We start from the raw sequence: 18,366 nt of genomic DNA, 5'->3' as shown, positions 1-18,366 counted from the left end.
TGGCTGCGTGCTAGGATTTCGCTTTTAAATAGGTGCGGCAGAGCATCTTGGGCTGTCAGTGATCCAGTATTTCAATTCGGATGACGGGCAAGAAGGAGCGGAGACCGTGATGCGAAAAGTGCTATCCCCATGCCTGTGAACTCCGGCGAATCCGCTGCAACCAAGACCGCCGGGCGCCGCCGACTTCCCAAAGGCGAGATGCGCAAGGGCGAGATCATTCAGGCGGCGATGATCATTTTTGCTCGCGATGGATACGCTGGCGCCTCGTTGACGAATATCGCCAAGGTTGCCGGTCTCTCTCAAGTCGGTTTGCTGCACCACTTCCCGAACAAGCTTGCCCTGTTGCAGGCGGTTCTTGAACATCGAGACCAGTATGTTGCCTCCCGATTGCAAGACGCCCATCAGGACGGGTCTCTGCAAGGCTTCATGTCATTTCTGAAGCATGTCATGGGTTTCAGTATCGAAGATGTGGCTGTCAGCCAGGCGTTGATGATCATCAACACGGAAAGTCTTTCGGTCACTCATCCGGCACACCGCTGGTTCAGCGAACGTTCCGGGATCATTCATCATCATCTTCAGGTCCAACTGAGTTCGCTGGTTGAGGCAGGTGACATTCGGCCAGACGTCGATGTGAAGCAGATCAGCCTCGAGATCGCTTCGATGATGGACGGTATGCAGATTCAATGGCTCAGGTCGCCGGGTGACGTTCAGATAGAACAGGCGTTTGCAAGGTTTCTGGAGCGGTTGGCTGGGGATCTGGCGGGGCTTTGAACGGCGGGGTGTACGTGAAAGTGCAATCGGTGGTCTCTCGACCACCGATTGCTGCTACCTAGTAAGCCTGTTCCGGCTTGACCTGCACTGCGTTGCGCAGCGGGATTGGCAGAGGGTTGGAATCGCGGGTGGTCAAGCGTTCCGGATAGAGCGCAACCACGGTGCGATCAAGCGCCAGGTTTTCCGAATCCTTGCCGACGAGGACCTTGAATTTGCCAGGGTCAACGTTCCAGCTCACCGAGTCCGGCGAGTAGTAAGCGAACGAGCGTGAATCCAGCGCTATCGTGACTGTCTTGCTTTCGCCAGGCTTCAGGTAAACCTTGGTAAAGCCCTTCAGTTCTTTCTCCGGGCGATCAACCTGAGGCTTGGAAGGCTGGACGTACAGCTGAGCCACTTCAAAACCGGCCTTGTCGCCTGTGTTGGTGACGGTGAAGCTGGCTTGAATGGTTGCGCCGGGAGCCAGCACATTGCTCGACAGCTTCAGATCGCTGTACGCGTAAGTGGTGTAGGAAAGCCCGAAGCCGAACGGGTACAGCGGCTTGGTGTGTTTCTTGTCGTAACCGCGGTAGCCCAGGTACAGCCCTTCGCTGTAGGTCATCTCAGTGGGCGGGTTAGGGCTGCTGAAATAGTACGGCACCGGGTTCGAAAACGACGCGTAGCTCGGGTTGTCCTGCGCTTTCTTGTCAAGCGTGATAGGCAGTTTGCCCGACGGGTTGACCTGGCCGTACAGAATCTCGGCCAGCGCCTGACCGCCTTGCTGGCCCGGGAACCAGGCATGCAGAGAGGCTGCTACCTTGTTGGCCCACGGCTGCATGTCCATACCGCCACCGCCATGCATGACAACGATGGTCTTGGGGTTGGCTTTCTGAATGAAACCGATCAGCTCGGACTGGAACTGCGGCAGTTCGAACGGGTGATCGAGAGATTCGCCTTCGTATTCGAAGTTGCTGCCAGCCGCGACCACAACAGCATCGTAGTCGGCCAGATTCTTCGGTGGACGCAACGACGCCCAGCTCATCTGCACACCGTTCATGCCACCTAGAACCGGAGTGAAGTTGCCCTTCATGCGGCGATATTCCAGACGCACGTTGTACTCGGTGCCGGCTTTGAGGTCCGGTACCTTGACGGTGCGCGGAACCACCGGGATCAGGTCAAACGAGACTTGCGAGCCTTCGTCTTCCAGCACCAACTGGTCGTTGACCCAGAGCTTGTAGGCACCGTCGGCGCGGACCTTGAACACATGGGCGCCAGTGATCGTCGGCTTGATCTTGCCGGTGAAACGGGCGGAGAACGAACCTGCCGAAGGGGTGTAGCCGCTGACCGTGCCGGCACCGTTATCAGTGAGGTTGGTGTTGGTGATCCAGTCCAGGTTGACGCCGGGCTCTACACGGGTCGCCACCGGATCGCCCGACAGCGAAGTGTTGGAGTAATACTCGGCTTTTACGCCTGCGTTGCTGATCGGCTGTTTTTCTGTGCCTGGCTGATACCAAACGGACGACTTCGGATTCAGGCTCATCTGCGGCAGATAATCGACATTCGATGCATTCGATGCCAGTTGCTTCAGCCCGCTTAATTCAGTGACGTAGCTGGCCGGTGCCGAGTACGCGGTACCAAAAGGTGCCGTTGGAGGCTGCACGGCCATATCACCAATCACGGCAATTTTGGCGTTCCGAGGCAGCGGCAGCAGAGGCTTTTGCCCGTCTACGGGTTCATTGCGCAGCAGCACGATAGCTTCCCGCGCGACGTTCAGTGCAGCCAACTGGCCGTATTCACGATGCTCGAGTGGCTGCGCCTTGTTGATGCCTTTGTCAAAGCCGTAGCTCACCAGCGCACGCAGGTTTCTACGGACCTTGTCGTCGATCACATTCTGGTGCAACTGGCCGTTCCAGACATAAGGCAGCAGCTTGGCCTCGGTAAACTGAAGCCCGCTCGGCATGTCGATATCGGTCCCTGCCCAGGCACCCTTGAAGGCGTCCTGAACCGAGTTGAAGTCGCTCATGACGTTGCCTTGAAAGCCCCATTGGCCTTTCAGAATGTCTGTGATGAGGTGATGGTTTTCACATGCGTATTCGCCGTTGATCTTGTTGTAACCGCACATGATCGAAGCGATGTTGGCGTTCTTGACCAACGATTCGAAGCCGGGCAGATACAATTCCTGCATCGCGCGCTCGTCGATCTTCACATCCAGATAGTGACGATTCGCTTCCTGCTCGTTCATCAGGTAATGCTTGGCCGCTGCTTGTACGCCTTGAACCTGAATACCGTTGGTGACCGCCGGCGCCAATACCGCGCCGAGGAACGGGTCCTCACCACTCATGTACTCGGCTGCCCGGCCGTTGAAAGGCGTCCGGTACAGGTTGATGGCGGGCGAAAGCATCTGCTGACCGCCCGCGATGCGCGTTTCATAGCCGATAGCCAGACCGAATTCCTTGGCCCGGTTGATGCTCCAGGTGGCTGCGAGCGCGGACGGGGAAGGGTACTGCGCGCCGAACGTCTTGCCGCCGACCAGCACGCCCATCGCCGAGTCGTAGGCGACTGTGCCCTGGAGATTGAATTTATCGAGTTTGGGGATCATTCGCCCGTCGTCGACGCGCGAGAAGTTGATCTTCTCCGACTGAGTCATGTTGTCGAGCATGGCGCCTACTCGCGCCTCGACTTCATTGCCAGTCATCGGCGTAACAGCAAAAGCGCTGCCTGCCTGGGCGATACCGAGCGCCAACAGGCTCAGGCCAAGGCCTTGTTTGATAATGGACACGGAGCTATTCCTTACGTAATGCCTTGGGGAGGTGTTGTGCGTCATCGGCCGGCTCAATGTTTTTCATCGCCAGCAGGCGCGTCTGTGGTGTCGATCGGCGCGTCGACAATCGTTTGCGCTCCGCCGGATGTTTTTTGTGTAGCAAGGTCGGCGCCGGTGATCTGTTGGCGCTTGGCATCAACCGCAACGCGGCGTTCGCTGGAGGTTTGAGGCAGCGGGTTTTCCGTGTCAGCGGCTGAGACTGAAAGCGCGGCTAGGCAGGTCAGTAAAGCGGCAGCAGCAGGCAGCAAGTGTCTGGCCATCGGGAGAATCTCCAAATAGAGGCGTAAGGCAAGGGAGCACATCTGCCAGCAGTCCAACGCCGCTGGCAGGCAGTTTCAAAAGTTTTGATTGATCAAGAAACACCGTCGATAAAAATACACGAGTGCGTTTTTAAATAATCTAAAGTATTGTTTTTCTTGTATTTAAAATCTGACTTTTTATGGTTTTTATCGTTATTAATTAGAATATTTAAGCAATAAAATATGATTTATTGTTGTTTATGAAGAATAATTACTCTTTTTCTAAAGCAGAGTGATCGCTCTGTTTTGGTGTTTTGCAACTTTTGAATTCACAGGTGTCATTGCTAAGTGCCATCATCACCAGCGCTTGAATACTTGCAGCCAAAGCCAGGGTCAAGGTCAACAGCTCATTGCGGGGTCCATCGTAAAGCACTTGAACGCTGCCAAAAAATACCGGTGCAAATGCATAACAGCCTTGTGCAATGGCAACAATCAACGTCACCACCCGCGTTACTTGCTGGCGGGGAAATTCGGCTTGGGCAATCAGCGGCGGCAAGGACGTCGCATTGCCGATGCCCAAGCCAAAAAGAACCATTCCGACCCATAGCCAGGCAGCATCGATATTGATGAGCATCAATACCATGCAGCCCAGCAACTGACAGCCATAACTCAGGCAGGCCACATTGCGGCGGTTGAGGCTTGTCTGCATCAGTCTGGCTGACAGCAACCTTCCAGCGATGGCGCTGACAGTGGCGATGCCCATTGCCAGTCCTGCACGCTGTTCAGCGACGTGATCTACCAGCAGCATGAATAGCTGGCTGATCAAGCCGATCTGTGCGAAAAGCCCTAGCGACATGGCAGCGGCCAGCGTGATGAGCTGCCGGTTACCTCGCAGCGTTATGGGCGTTGCGTCTTGTGGTTGAGCCAAATCATTTGCTGGGTGGTGAATACCATCGGGGTGCTGACCCAGATGTTCAGGCCTGAACCTGAACACGGTCAAAGCGAGGAGGGCAATGATGGCGATGGAAACCACGCCTACCACGATTGCAGCGAGGCTGAACCCGAACCGGCCGATCAGGTACACCCAGCCCGACGAAAAGATCACGCCGCCAATGCTCGCGCCGTTGTAAGCCATTGCCAGCGCTCCGGGACGCTTGCTGACAAATCAGGGCGAGATGGCTGTATTGACCGCTGCAGCGCCCATCGTCACCCAGCCGAACCCGCTGAGGACCGCGGCAAGAAACAATTGATAGGGCTGCGTGGCAATCGTCCATCCGAAAATGCCGACAGCAAGAATTCCTGCACCTGACACAGTGGTCCAGGGAAAACCGACGCGTTTGTAGAGTGCGGGCAGGTTGATGACTACCAGGGTTCCCGCCAGAAAATGCACAGTGACCGCCGCCGAGCAAAGGGCAGCCGACCAGCCGGTTTTTTGAATTACGGCGTGCATGAATATCGGTGGACCGTAGAAGCCGATGCCCCAGCCAAAAACAGCCATCACAAACGTTGCCGCGACAACTTTTCTGCCAAAAAAACTCGATTTATGCATTTGGTGAATCCCTTCAAGTGGTTTGGCATCAGTATGATGAGTGCCTACGAGAACACTTCGGGGAGGGTTGAACTATGGAAGTCGAAACGGCCGATCTTTCGCTGGCAGCAGTTGCGGGTGCCATTGCCGATCCGGCCAGGTCCCGAATGCTCTGTGCGTTATTGGACGGGCACGCACGGACGGCGACCGAGCTGGCGGCGCTTGCCGATATTGGCGCATCAAGCGCCAGCGGCCACTTTGTTCGTTTGCGCGAGCAGGGTCTGGTGGAAATGCTGGTGCAGGGGCGACATCGTTACTATCGACTGGCCAATGCGCAGGTGGCGCGAGCGCTGGAAGCCTTGCTGGCGCTGACTCAGCACAGTGCTGCGCCATTCCAGCCCAACACGCCTTCTGCGTTAAGGCAGGCCCGGACCTGTTACGACCATTGCGCCGGCGAAATTGCCGTCAGGCTGCACGACGCCTTGCTCAAGGCGGGTTGGCTGATCGAGCAGGGCAAGGATTATCAGGTCAGTGGGAAAGGTATCGGATCGTTGAACGCGTTGGGCATTGACGTCGAAGCAATGCTTGTTCAGCGCAGGCGTCTTGCCTACGCCTGCCTGGACTGGAGCGAGCGTTCCCCGCACATCGGCGGTGCATTGGGCGCAGCTTTGCTGGAGCTGATGCTCAAGCGGGGCTGGGTAAGCCGGCACCTTGATTCCAGAGCGCTGGATCTGACGTCCAAAGGGTTGGGCGGTATGGCGAAAGCATTTGGGTGGTAGGGCCGTGCGATATTTGCGTCGCTACCGAGCTTGCCCGGTAGCGACGTGCTCGTTGGTCAGAAACTGTATTTGGCTGTCAGTGCATAGCTGCGCGGGTTGCCGTAGACGTCGGTAGAGCCCCATACCGAACTGGCGCCAATCGCGGTGTAGTAGGTACGGTCGAAGATATTGTTGGCATTCAACTGCAGGTCCAGGTGTTTGTTGACCTGATAGCCTGCCATCAAGTCCGCCACCGCGTAACTGCCTTGTTCCAGCCGATAGCTGCCGTCGGTGAGGGCAATGTCGTTGTACATGCGGCTCTGCCAGTAGACGTTGCCGCCGACACGCATTTTTTCCAGTGCGCCCTGCAGGCGGTAGACCGTCGAGAACTTGAACAGGTGCTCGGGCGTATCGGTGTCGAAGCGCTGATTCTCTTTCGCTGGATCGAAATCCTTTAGGTAGTGGGTGCGGGCGTAGGTGTACCCCGCGCCGACTTGCCAGTTCTCGGTCAGCGCGCCCTGCAGCTCCAGGTCGATACCCTGACTGCGCACCAGCCCGGCTGCGTCGTAGCACGTGAGCACTGCACAGCCTGCCTGAGTCGGCGCTTCGGTCTTGAGGTTTTCCTGATCGATCTGGAACACCGCCAGGCTGGCGTTGAGAGCGCCGTTGAAATACTCGCCTTTGATACCGACTTCATAGTTCTTGCCCACCACCGGGTCGAGCACTTTGCCGGACAGGTCCTGATAGTTCTGCGGGTTGAAGATATCGGTGTAGCTGGCGTACAGGGAGTAATGGTCATCCAGCTTGTAGATCAGGCCCGCATAACGCGTCAGGTTGCGGGTGACCTTGAAGTCCTCGTCGCCTGAACGGTCGTCGTAGTCGTACCAGTCCAGACGACCACCGAGAATCAGAGTCAGCGGGTCGGCCAGGCTCAGGCGCGTGGTGAGGTAGATGGCGTCCTGGGTAGCAATATTGTGGGTTTTACCGTCCCGCACAAAGTTCGGTTTTGGCGCGCCGATAGGCAGCCCGGTGTCGTAGGGGCTGTATTCCTTGCTGGTCTTGTCGTAGACGCGCCTGCTGCTGCCGATCACTACTTCGTGGGTGCGGCCAAACGCTTCGACCGGTCCACTGGCATAGACATCGAGTGCTGCCTGCTTTTCATCCGGCTTCGACTGATAGGCCGTGGTCTCCAGCGGGCCGTTGTAGCGCGAGAGGTAGGTGCCCGAGAACACGCCGTCCAGAGTAGAACTCGAGCCCGCAACGCGCAGTTTCCAGTCGTTGTCGAAGCGATGTTCAAGTTCACCGAACACAGTGTCGATCTGGATCTTCTTGTTTTCCCAGTCCGTACCGGGGTAGGTCGAGCGGGACAGGTTCAGATGGTGACCATCGCTGCCAAGCGGCAGGCCGCCCCAGAAAAAGTTGGTTTGATCTTCCTGACGAGACAAGCCGAAGGTCGCTGTCGTTGCATCGCTCAGGTCGGCTTCGAGCACGCCATAGAAAACGCCGTGATCGCTTTTTTCCTTGTCACGGAAGCTGTTCGCATCCTGGTAGGAACCGACTATCCGGCCGCGCACAGTGCGGCTGTCGTTCAGAGGGCCAGAGGCATCGAATACGCCACGGTAATCGTCCCAGCTGCCGACGGTGCCGGTGAGGCTTACCTGCGGATCGGCGGTAGGGCGCTTGCGCACCATGTTGATCGCTGCCGAAGGATTGCCTGAGCCTGTCGTCAGACCGGTAGCGCCTCTGATCACTTCGACATGGTCAAACATGGCCAGGTTGGGCTGCACGCCGGCCGTGTAACCCGAGTACGAGGCGGGCAGGCCGTCGTACATGATGTTGTCGATATCAAAGCCGCGTGATGTATAGGTTTGACGGCCAGGCCCGCTGGACTGGTCGAGAAATAGACCGGGCGTGTACCTGACCACATCGTTGATGCTGGTCATGGCCTGATCGTCCATGCGCTGACGGGTGACGACAGTAACGGCCTGAGGGGTTTCACGCATGGTAAGCGGCAATTTTGTGGCTGTCTGCATGGCGCCAGTGGTGTAAGACCGGCTGCCCTCGGTGGTCGAACCGAGCTGGTCACTGCTGATTTCCGTTGCGCCCAGTTCCATCGTCACAGGCGGCTGCGCGTCTGCGGAAAAGGCGGGCTGTGTCGCTGCTGCCCAGATGCCCATCGCCAACAGGCAAGGTGTAAAACGATTACGGCTTTGCGAATGTTGCCCCGGCATGAATCCGACACTCCCTGAAGCCGTCCGTGGCTGGATGATAATAATGTTGATAACGGTTCGCATTAGTGTGACAGGTTGTTTCTGCCAGAAGAAGACGCTTCGGCCAAATACTTAACAAAATTTTCACATTCGCGGGCGGGAAGATGGCTGGAATGGCCAATGGAGTTTTGCGAGACAGGCAGAGCCTGTTCTGACGCTAGCAGGCGTGAATCGGCGCGGTTACGCTTAGCAGGTGTCTGGATGCATACGACATGCGCAAAAAACCGCTATGAAAAACTTGTACAAAAATCTACATTGGTACAACTTTTTTGTCGCGGAAGCCACTCATGTCGACTACTTACCGACTCCATCTTGTCCTCGGCGACCAGCTCTCTTTCGACCTGGCGTCCCTGCAGGACATGCATCCCGAGCACGACACAGTCCTGCTGGTCGAGGTCATGGAGGAGGCGAGTCATGTGCCGCATCATCCGCAGAAAATTGCGCTGATCTTCAGTGCCATGCGTCATTTCGCCGAAGCGTTGCGTGAGCGTGGGGTTCGGGAGCAGTACGTCACGCTGGATGACCCGGAGAACTCCGGCTCGATACCGGGCGAGCTTTGTCGCTGGCAGGCTCTGTTGGAGGCGCAGGAGTTGCACGTGACCGAGTGCGGCGACTGGCGCCTGGAGCAGTCGATCAAGGACTGCGGGCTGCCGATTCGGTGGCATGCCGACACGCGCTTTCTGTGTTCCCGTGACGAGTTCTCGGCATGGGCGCAGGGCAAGAAGCAACTGCGCATGGAGTTTTTTTATCGCGAGATGCGGCGCAAGAGCGGGCTGTTGTTGAATGGCGACGGTACGCCGGTCGGTGGCGCCTGGAACTTTGATGCCGAAAACCGCAAGGCGCTGCCCAAGGGCGTGGCTGCACCGTACCCGATGCGCTTTTCCGCCGATGCGATTACCCGCGATGTGCTGGCGCTGGTGGCGGAACGTTTCGCCAACCATTATGGCTCGCTGGAGGCTTTCGACTATCCAGTGACGCATGCAGATGCTCAGGCGCTGTGGGAGTATTTTCTGGATTTTGGCCTGGCGGGTTTTGGCGATTATCAGGACGCGATGGCGACAGATGAGCCTTTTCTGTTTCATGCGCGAATCAGCGCGGCGCTGAATATCGGTCTGCTGGACCTGCGACAGATCTGCAGCGATGTTGAGTCTGCTTATTGGTCGGGCAAGGTGGCGCTGAACGCTGCCGAAGGTTTTATCCGCCAGTTGATTGGCTGGCGCGAATATGTGCGCGGCGTCTATTGGTTGAAGATGCCTGACTACGCCAGCGGTAATCTGTTTGGCAACAGCAGGCCGCTTCCGGAGTTTTACTGGACCGGTGAAACAAAGATGAACTGCATGAGCCAGGCGATAGGCCAAAGCCTGAAACATGCCTATGCCCACCATATTCAGCGCCTGATGGTCACCGGAAACTTTGCGCTGCTCGCCGGCATCGTGCCGGAGCAGATCTGCGAATGGTATCTGGCGATTTACATGGACGCGTTCGACTGGGTCGAGCTACCCAACACGCTGGGTATGGTGATGCACGCCGATGGCGGTTATCTGGGCTCCAAGCCTTATTGCGCAAGCGGTCAGTACATCAAACGCATGTCTGATTACTGCCGTGGCTGCGCGTACAAAGTGACTGAAAGCACGACCGACGATGCCTGTCCGTTCAACGCGCTTTACTGGCATTTTCTGATGCGTCACAGCGACCTTTTACGCCGCAACCAGCGCATGGGCATGATTTACAAGAACCTTGATCGCATGGTCGCACCCAAGCAGCAGGCACTATGGGCGCGGGGCGAGCATTTGCTGGCCAGACTGGACGCCGGAGAAGCACTTTGAAAAAGACCGAGCTGCCGGTAAAAAACTGCGTGGTCTGCGGCCTGCCGTTTACATGGCGCAAGAAGTGGGCGCGCTGCTGGGACGAGGTTCGCTATTGCTCCGAGCGCTGCCGTCGCAACAAGGCATTAACCCGCCCGTAAAGCTTTCAAAATATTTCGAAATGAAATGCGCTGAACTATCCGTTCCGCAACGTGATCCTTCCTTATGCGCAGTCAGCGCGACCCCGACAGGCGAGTGCAATCCGCATTGAGCCTTGATCCAGGGTCGCCGAACGATAAGGAGCCGTCATGACCGTTACCCCCCATCCCGTCTACCGCTGCACGCCAGGCCCGCTACACGCGACCCTGCTTGCTGGCACCGTTCCACTATTCCTCGGTGGATTGCTGAGTGATATCGCCTACTACCAGACGTTCCAGATCCAATGGAGCAACTTTGCTGCCTGGCTGATTGCCGGCGGCTTGCTGTTTTGCGGGTTGGCGCTGTTGTTTGCACTGGTGAACCTGATCCGTGCGGATCACAAGGCTGGACGTCCTGTGGCGTATTTTCTGCTATTGCTGGTGACTTGGGTGCTTGGCCTGGTCAACGCTTTTGAACATGCCAAAGATGCCTGGGCGGTCATGCCGTCGGGCCTGATCCTGTCGGTGATTGTCACCCTGCTGGCCTGCGTCGCGACGTGGACAGGGCTGACGAGCCTGCGCTCCGGAGGTGCAAAATGAGAAATATCCACGCACTGACTGCATTGAGTATGGCGTTGTTGCTGAGCGCCTGTGGTGGCGAGGCTGACAGCACCCAGGCTCGTGGTCCGGACCCTAAACTGCCAGAACCGCAACGCGGCCTGCTGCCGAGCATGAAGATTGCCGAACCTGTTGCATGGGGTGATCAGAAGCCGACCGTACCGGAGGGTTTCAGCATCACGGCGATTGCCACTGACCTGAGCATTCCGCGTCAATCAGTGGTTCTGCCCAATGGCGACATCATCATTGCCGAGGGGCGCGGCGGCAGTGCTGCCAAACTCAAACCCAAGGATGTGATCGCCAGTGTCATCAAGGCGCAGGGCAATACCAAAGTCAAAGGCGGTAATCGTCTGACGCTGTTGCGTGATGCCGATGGCGACGGCAAGTACGAATTGAAGACGGTGTTCGCCGAAAACCTCAATGCGCCATACGGCTTGGCTTTCGCGAATGGCAAACTGTATGTCGCCAATCAGGACGCTCTGGTCAGTTTCGACTATCAGGACGGTCAGACCAAGGCGGGCGGCGAACCGGTTAAGGTGACGGACCTGCCTTCAGCGATCAATCACCATTGGACCAAAGCGCTGACCGCCAGCCCTGACGGTCGCTTCCTGTACGTCGGTATTGGTTCGAACAGCAACGTGACCGAGCGCGGCATGGAGGTCGAGATCGACCGTGCAATGGTCTGGCAAATCGACGCCGCGACGGGCGCTCACAAGCCGTACGCGACCGGTCTGCGTAACCCGACCGCGCTGGCGATCCAGCCGGGTACGGGGCAGTTGTGGACGGTGGTCAACGAACGCGACGAACTGGGGCCTGACCTGGTTCCGGATTACCTGACTTCGGTGAAAGAGGGCGCCTTTTATGGCTGGCCTTACAGCTATTGGGGCCAGAACGTCGATCCGCGTGCTCAACCGCAAAACCCGGCCAAGGTCGCTGCTGCGATCAAACCTGATTACAGCCTGGGCTCACACGTCGCCGCACTGGGCGTGTCGTTCTCCATCCCGGCCATGGGTGACAAGTTTGCTGACGGCTTGTTCGTCGGCGAGCATGGCAGTTGGAACCGCGATAATCCGGTTGGCTACAAGGTGATCTTCGTGCCGTTCGCCAATGGCCGTCCTGCGGGCGAGCCCGTGGACTTCGCGACAGGTTTCCGGGGTGAAGACGGCAAGACTCGCGGCCGGCCAGTGGGGGTAACCGTTGATCCCAAAGGCGCGCTCATCATTGCCGACGACCTGGCCAACACGGTCTGGAGAGTGACCCGCAACAAATAAGCTGACGACCACGGGGCGAATTCATTCACCCCGTTTCGTTAGCCTCATCATCCATTGATGCCCTGCGTCCTCTCGTGCGACGCAGGGCGTCGAGACCTGCATTCGGGGTAGATTCAATAACGCCTTACACGTTAGGGTTGTGCGCTTACATGCGCTGGCCAGAAGGGCCAGTCGCGAAAAAAACTGAATTCTGGAACCGCTGTGAGTCGCTTTGAAACCGCTGGAAACCTCGAAACACAACCTGCTTCATGGTGGGCCGTCGGCAGCGTATCCCTTGGATCGTTTGCTACCGTTACCACGGAATTTCTTCCTGTAGGGCTGTTACCCGATATCGCCCGTGACCTTGGCACCAGTGTCAGTCACGCTGGCTTGATGATGGCCGTCCCCGGTGTCCTCGCGGCGATTTCCGCACCGTCCTGCATTGCGCTGTTCAGTCATGTCGACCGTAAGCGTCTGCTGCTCTGCCTGCTGTCGATATTGCTGGTGTCCAACCTGATCGTCGCATTATCGGAACAGTTCTGGCTGACCCTCACCGGCAGAGCATTGCTCGGCTTCGCCCTAGGGGGATTCTGGACCATTGCCGGGTCTTTGGGGCCTCGGCTGAGGCCGGGCAAGGAGGGCGTGAAGGCGACCGCGTATGTGCTGGCGGGCGTTTCGATTGGCACAGTAGCCGGCATACCTGCGGGTACAGTGATCGGCGAAGCATTTGGCTGGCGGGCTGCGTTTGAAACCGCGGCGGTTGTTACCGTTGCTGTAGGCCTGTTGATCGCCACGCTTCTGCCTGCATTGCCGGGTGAGCGCTCTGCCGGTATCGGGCAGATGCTTTCGTTGGCGGGTGAGCAAAAAATTCGCCGGATGTTTGCTGCCGCGCTGTTGATCTATGTCGGCCACTTCGCGGCCTACACCTACCTCGCACCCTTCGTCATGGAGTCCGCCAACATTAAAGGCCAGGCGCTAGGCGTGTTGCTCTTTGCCTTCGGTCTGGCAGCGGTAGCGGGCAATCTGGCTGGTGGTGCGTTGGCGGCCAGAAATGCGCCGTCCTCGGTATTGATCATGACCCTGCTGATGCTGGGCTCACTGAGCGCATTACTCATGTTTGTCGGCAACCCGTGGCTGCTATGGCCGGTCACTCTGGTCTGGGGATTTGCCTTCGGAATGATCCCGATCACCACGCAGATATGGTGCTTCGACGCCTCGAACGGGCGTGTGGAAGGCGTTCAGGCGCTGCTGGTCTGTGTGGTCAATCTGTCGATTGGCGGCGGGGCATTTATAGGCGGGCTGGTGTCCGAAAGCGCGGGCTTTACGGCTGCGATCGTGACCGGCGCGGTATGCGCCGCGCTGTCTATGGCAACAGTGGCGTGGTCGCTGCGCAGGTCACCAGCGGTAACCTGCGCGGACTGATACGGCCTGTTTTCAGCCAGCTTTGAAAAACGCCACCTTTTGCGTCAGGCGGTCCGCTAGCAACGCCAGATCCTCACTGGCGGTTGCCACTTGCTGGGAGCCGCTGGCGGACTTGAGTGTCGAGTCGTGAATACTGTTGATATTCATCGCGACCTCTTCGGCCACCGCGCTTTGCTGAGTTGACGCACTGGCGATTTGCGCGTTCATGTGATTGATTGCGCCTACCTCTTTGCTGATTTTCGACAGCGCGCTCTGTGCATTGCGGGTCTGTGCAACTGCCTTGTTGACCAGCTCGCAGCTGTCACGCATGTTCTGCGCGGCGGTTTCTGTGCCGCCTTGCAACGTGCTGATCATTGCCTGAATTTCCTGCGTCGACTGCTGGGTGCGTGTCGCCAGCGAGCGCACTTCATCCGCCACCACTGCAAACCCTCGCCCATGTTCGCCCGCACGAGCGGCTTCGATGGCAGCATTAAGGGCCAGCAGGTTGGTCTGGGAGGCGATCGAGTTGATCACTTCGATGACTGTTTCGATCTGTTCACCGTGCCTGGATACCTGCTCTACAGTGCTGGTCGTTTCCACCAGCGTTGCAGCCAGTTGTTCAATGGCCGCGGTAGTCCCTTCTACCAGACTGTTGCCGGTTTCCACTTCGGTGTCCGCCAGACGCGCTGCATCTGCTGCCTGTGCCGCATAGCCGGCAACTTCGTTGACTGTGGCAGCCATCTCACTGATAGCGGTTGCCACCTGTTCGGCTTCGCGAGTCTGCACCATGACCTGAGCATTGTTGGTGGAGGACGCAGCCGACAGCACGGTCGATGACTGGCTTACTTCCTGAGCGGCCTGTCGTACTTGAGTGATCGTCTCGGAGAGGCGACTCAGCGCGGTTTTCAGCACGCCCATCACGCTCTCGGGGTGTTCGGTGGAAATGTTCTGCTGCAGATCACCGTCGGCCAGCCGCCTGATGGCCTGCGCGACGTCTACCGGCTCTGCGCCGAGCGTTCTTTTGACAAAGCGGATGATGACCATCGACAGCACAATGCTGAGCAGCACGGCGAACGCCGTTGCCATGAGCATCAACCCGCGAAACTGGCCAGCCGTTGCCTGCACGCTGTCGAGTTGTGACCTGATTGAGGCTTCCTCGTGGTCGATAAGCGCGTTGACGCGTTTCAGCCATTCGCTGTAATCACCGGAAACCTGGCGCAATAAAAGCGCTTGGGCGCCGGCAATATCACCTGCACGACGCAGCGCAATCACGCTCTTGGTAGAGGCGAGTGTCTGCTGTTCGATTTCCTTGATGGCGCTCAGCAACTGACGCTCTTCGCCCGTTACGCTGGGTCTGGTATACAGCTGATCCATTGGCACAGCCGAGTCGACGTAGTCTTTTTCCAAACGGGTCATCTCTGCCAGATGAGTGGCCAGATCCTGGTCGTTGCTGACCAGTACGGCATCCCGCAGGGCGATTGCCCGGTTGTGTACGCTGCCGCGAAAGTTGATCGCGTAGCGCTGCACTTTTGCTGCGTTTTCTCCGACGTCCTCAAGCGTAGTGTCGATAAACCCCACCCGCTGGATACCCACCGCAGTGATCAATATGAGCAGCGACACGATTGCGGCAAAACCCAAGCCGATACGCGTCGCCAGAGAAACCGGTTTTTTCATGAGAAAAGCTCGTAAAGGAAAGGTCGGTTGGTCGCCATAATCGTGGCGCCAGCTAATAGCGAATGGCCAGACAGTATGCTTGAGTCGCACAGGCGCCAAATAGATATTTACACGCAATCGGATAGACAGTTGTTATTGCAGAATTTCGGGTCAGCCACGACCGGCCAAATGTCATCCATCATGCTTCCGGGCGCGGGCCAGCAGCGTCTGCTGCCGACCGAGCGTTCGAACGTGTCAGGCAAAACCGGTCACTGCATGAGGCACATACGGGGCTTCAAGTTGGCTGATGTCCTCGTCACTCAGCACCAGGTCGAGTGCTGCGATGGCATCGTCCAGTTGCGATGCTTTGGAGGCGCCGACGATCGGGGCTGACACACCGCGTTTGGCAAGCACCCAGGCCAAGGCTATCTGCGCCATCGGGACGCCTCGCTCGCCGGCGAGCTTTTCCACTGCATCAATGACGCGACCGTCTTCCTGCTCAGTGGCTTCATAAAAAGACTGCCCGGAAATATCGGTCCTGGTGCGTTCTGTCTGTTGACCATGAGGCCGTGTCAACCGGCCACGCGCCATCGGGCTCCAGGGCATAAGACCGACGCCCTGATCGAGACACAGCGGGATCATCTCGCGCTCTTCTTCCCGGTACACCAGGTTCAGATAATTCTGCATGGAAACAAACCTGCTCCAGCCGTTTGCCAACGCAACCTGTTGCGCCTTGGCGAACTGCCAGGCATACATGGACGACGCTCCGATGTACCTGGCTTTGCCTGCCTTGACCACGTCGTGCAAGGCTTCCATGGTTTCTTCGATGGGCGTGTCGTAGTCCCAGCGGTGGATCTGGTACAGGTCGATATAATCGGTGCCCAATCGTTGCAGGCTCGCATCGATGTTGGCCATGATCGCTTTGCGGGACAGTCCCTTGTCGTTGGGCCTGGTGGAGCCTTCCCACATGTTCGCCGGGAAGAACACTTTTGTTGCAATGACGGTTTCTTCGCGGCGGGTGAACTCCTTGAGGAGTTTCCCTACGATGGTTTCCGACGTGCCCGCCGAATAGCTGTTGGCTGTGTCGAAAAAGTTGATGCCTTGCTCCACCGCGTGCCTGATGATGGGCCGGCTTGCTTGCTCGTCCAGTGTCCAGGGATGTGTGCCGGCATCAGGCTCACCGAACGTCATGCACCCGAGGCACAGTCTGGAGATATCCAGCCCCGTACTGCCAAGCTTCACGTACTTCATGGAATCCTCCATCAATCATTTGATAGGCCCGTTACCTGTCGAGTATCAACGCCCGAAGGGTATCGATCCGGCCTTGCCATTTATCAGACCGCTCGTGAACTCATCCGTTGAAGAAATGTATCTTGCAGGCATCTTCAAGTGATGAAACGTCCTCTGGGAGCAGCAATCATGACCAAGCTGGAACACGCAGGTTTTCTGGGTTTTGACGTATTCGGCACTGTCGTGGACTGGCGAAACGGTGTGGCCAGAGCCGCGGCGCCTTTCCTCGAACAGCACGCCATACAGATCGATCCACTCGACTTTGCCGATCAGTGGCGAGGGCTCTACCAGCCGTCCATGCAGCGCGTACGTTCAGGCGAACGGCCCTTCGTGACGCTCGACGTCTTGAACCGGGAGAATCTGGAAACCGTACTGGCCAGGCTCAATGCAGACTTTGGCAGTATCCACGATGCTGAGCTGGCGGAGCTGAACAAAGCCTGGGAAAAACTGGACCCCTGGCCTGATTCCGTTGCCGGCCTCACCCGGCTAAAGCGCAGGTTTTCGATCGGTACGCTGTCAAACGGGCACATTGCAGGAATGCTCAACCTTGCAAAGTTCGGTGGGTTGCCATGGGATGTGATTGTCGGTGCGGAGATCGCAGGCACCTATAAGCCCAACCCTCAGACCTACCTGAAGTCTGCCAGGGCAGTGGGGTTGGCCCCGGAGTCGATGGCGATGGTCGCCGCGCACAATTCCGATCTGGCAGCAGCTCGCGCCAATGGCTTCAAGACCGTTTTCGTTCGAAGGCCATCCGAACACGGGCCTGGCCAGACCTCTGATCTGGCTGCGGAGCAGGACTGGGATGTCGTAGTCAATTCACTGACTGAAGCAGCACAAGCGCTGGGTTGCTGATGCCTGCGGGGCGGCTTCAGGGACGTCGCCCGGTATGGGTGATTAGTCCCGCAAATCCTTCCACATATGCACCTTCGAAACGAACCCGCCACCCACCGACACTGCAAGGGGTTCCAGGCCGAATGGCACAAAGCCCATTCGCTCGTACAATGCCTGAGCCCCGGCGTTGCCTTGGGTCACGGTGAGCTGGACGACCAGCAGTTGCGTTTGCGATGTTGCATACGCCAGCACGTTGTTCATCAGCTGCTGACCGATGCCTCGTGCCCTGTGCGCAAGGGGCACGTACATGCCGAACAGGGTGCATTTGTGACGGGCCTTTTTTCGGGTTTCCATCGACAGCCCCACGGTGCCGAGCAAGCGGCCATCCTCCAGCGCCGCGAACACGGCATCGCTGGCCGAGGGTGCGTTATCGAGCCTGTTTTGCCACCACGAGATCGGCAACGCTTCACGCTCTGCCACATCCGATGTGAAAGCATCCGGGTGCAGCGTGTAGGCCTCGAGCATCAGCGCCCGATAGGCGACGGCATCGTCTGGAGCAAGTCGGCGAAAGGTGAGGGGCATGGCCGGTATCCGCTGTTTTCTGAAGGGGAGTCTCGCACTGAAAAGCGTGCCGTTTGACGGACATTTTCCCGGTTTATAACTTTTTGTTTGCCTCGCTGGCAAAATTGATGATTACTGTCCCTCGGCGCCAAGGGTCAAAAACCCAGCGCCATTGATTGCCCTGGGGCTACCGCTCCGGCAATCACAGCCGATTGGGTTCACCCTGGCGCTGATACCCCTGCACAGGACGTTCCCCGTCGTTGACCCTCAAGCGGAAGATGAGGTTTCAAGTGGTCACGCGGTCTGCAAACTTCAGCTCCATGGGCACTGCAATGGGTCTCGTCAACGAGCCAGCCAGTCCCTCGTCCACTCGCGAGTCGCGCCTTGTCGCGCTCGGCGCCCACTCTCAAAACCTTGTGCATGGCCTTGTCATGTCTGGCAATGACGTGATCCCCAG

The 18,366-nt window shown here is 57.8% G+C and carries 14 protein-coding genes and 1 pseudogene; 8 read left to right on the top strand and 7 right to left on the bottom strand.

Annotation, left to right across the window (positions count from 1 at the left end; genetic code table 11):
* Window positions 1-129: 129 nt before the first annotated feature.
* Window positions 130-771, top strand: a complete 642-nt coding sequence (locus tag POR16_RS15820; protein WP_005897233.1) for a TetR/AcrR family transcriptional regulator — start codon at window positions 130-132, stop codon at window positions 769-771.
* A gap of 58 nt (window positions 772-829) precedes the next feature.
* Here the strand turns inward: POR16_RS15820 and POR16_RS15815 are convergent, their stop codons facing one another.
* The 3 genes and pseudogenes from POR16_RS15815 to POR16_RS15805 all read right to left on the bottom strand — a co-directional run bounded on the left by POR16_RS15815 (window position 830) and on the right by POR16_RS15805 (window position 5,356).
* Window positions 830-3,571 carry a beta-glucosidase gene (locus tag POR16_RS15815; RefSeq protein WP_080267821.1) on the bottom strand — a complete coding sequence of 914 codons (2,742 nt, stop codon included), beginning with the start codon at window positions 3,569-3,571 and terminating at the stop codon, window positions 830-832.
* An 8-nt stretch (window positions 3,572-3,579) separates the two neighbouring features.
* Window positions 3,580-3,828, bottom strand: coding sequence for a hypothetical protein (locus POR16_RS15810; RefSeq protein WP_005897227.1), 249 nt, complete (start codon window positions 3,826-3,828; stop codon window positions 3,580-3,582).
* Between the two features lie 250 nt (window positions 3,829-4,078).
* Window positions 4,079-5,356: pseudogene (locus POR16_RS15805) on the bottom strand (MFS transporter).
* Window positions 5,357-5,430: 74 nt separating this feature from the next.
* Between POR16_RS15805 and POR16_RS15800 the strand changes: the two are divergent.
* Entirely contained in the window at window positions 5,431-6,114 is a 684-nt protein-coding gene (locus tag POR16_RS15800) for an ArsR/SmtB family transcription factor (protein ID WP_005897224.1), read from the top strand.
* Window positions 6,115-6,170: 56 nt separating this feature from the next.
* On the opposite strand, the gene POR16_RS15795 is transcribed toward POR16_RS15800, so the two are convergent.
* Window positions 6,171-8,324 carry a TonB-dependent siderophore receptor gene (locus tag POR16_RS15795; protein WP_005897221.1) on the bottom strand — a complete coding sequence of 718 codons (2,154 nt, stop codon included), beginning with the start codon at window positions 8,322-8,324 and terminating at the stop codon, window positions 6,171-6,173.
* A 326-nt stretch (window positions 8,325-8,650) separates the two neighbouring features.
* On the opposite strand from POR16_RS15795, the gene POR16_RS15790 reads away from it, so the two are divergent.
* From POR16_RS15790 to POR16_RS15770, 5 genes are all read left to right on the top strand, one after another.
* Window positions 8,651-10,189, top strand: a complete 1,539-nt coding sequence (locus POR16_RS15790; RefSeq protein WP_005897217.1) for a cryptochrome/photolyase family protein — start codon at window positions 8,651-8,653, stop codon at window positions 10,187-10,189.
* On the top strand, window positions 10,186-10,329 hold the full coding sequence (locus tag POR16_RS15785) for a DUF2256 domain-containing protein (protein ID WP_005897214.1): 144 nt from the start codon (window positions 10,186-10,188) through the stop codon (window positions 10,327-10,329). Before POR16_RS15790 ends, POR16_RS15785 begins: the two co-directional genes overlap by 4 nt.
* Window positions 10,330-10,476: 147 nt before the next feature.
* Complete coding sequence (locus tag POR16_RS15780; protein WP_005897210.1) at window positions 10,477-10,905, top strand: DUF2231 domain-containing protein; 429 nt, start codon at window positions 10,477-10,479, stop codon at window positions 10,903-10,905.
* On the top strand, window positions 10,902-12,194 hold the full coding sequence (locus POR16_RS15775; RefSeq protein WP_005897207.1) for a PQQ-dependent sugar dehydrogenase: 1,293 nt from the start codon (window positions 10,902-10,904) through the stop codon (window positions 12,192-12,194). Before POR16_RS15780 ends, POR16_RS15775 begins: the two co-directional genes overlap by 4 nt.
* A gap of 201 nt (window positions 12,195-12,395) precedes the next feature.
* Entirely contained in the window at window positions 12,396-13,595 is a 1,200-nt protein-coding gene (locus POR16_RS15770) for an MFS transporter (RefSeq protein WP_005897203.1), read from the top strand.
* 12 nt (window positions 13,596-13,607) lie between these two features.
* On the opposite strand, the gene POR16_RS15765 is transcribed toward POR16_RS15770, so the two are convergent.
* Window positions 13,608-15,248: a methyl-accepting chemotaxis protein gene (locus POR16_RS15765; protein WP_024668860.1), complete on the bottom strand. Its 1,641-nt coding sequence runs from the start codon at window positions 15,246-15,248 to the stop codon at window positions 13,608-13,610.
* 234 nt (window positions 15,249-15,482) lie between these two features.
* Window positions 15,483-16,478: an aldo/keto reductase gene (locus POR16_RS15760; protein ID WP_005897197.1), complete on the bottom strand. Its 996-nt coding sequence runs from the start codon at window positions 16,476-16,478 to the stop codon at window positions 15,483-15,485.
* A 168-nt stretch (window positions 16,479-16,646) separates the two neighbouring features.
* Here POR16_RS15760 and POR16_RS15755 point away from each other — a divergent pair, with 168 nt between their 5' ends.
* Complete coding sequence (locus tag POR16_RS15755) at window positions 16,647-17,369, top strand: haloacid dehalogenase type II (protein WP_042933087.1); 723 nt, start codon at window positions 16,647-16,649, stop codon at window positions 17,367-17,369.
* Between the two features lie 42 nt (window positions 17,370-17,411).
* On the opposite strand, the gene POR16_RS15750 is transcribed toward POR16_RS15755, so the two are convergent.
* A complete protein-coding gene (locus POR16_RS15750) occupies window positions 17,412-17,930 on the bottom strand; it encodes a GNAT family N-acetyltransferase (RefSeq protein WP_005897190.1) in 519 nt (172 codons plus the stop codon).
* Between the last annotated feature and the right edge of the window lie 436 nt (window positions 17,931-18,366).

This window comes from Pseudomonas coronafaciens pv. oryzae str. 1_6 (assembly GCF_000156995.2).
GTDB lineage: Bacteria > Pseudomonadota > Gammaproteobacteria > Pseudomonadales > Pseudomonadaceae > Aquipseudomonas > Aquipseudomonas tremae.
Note: the sequence above shows the minus strand (reverse complement) of the source record. Positions and strands in the feature narration are given on the sequence as shown.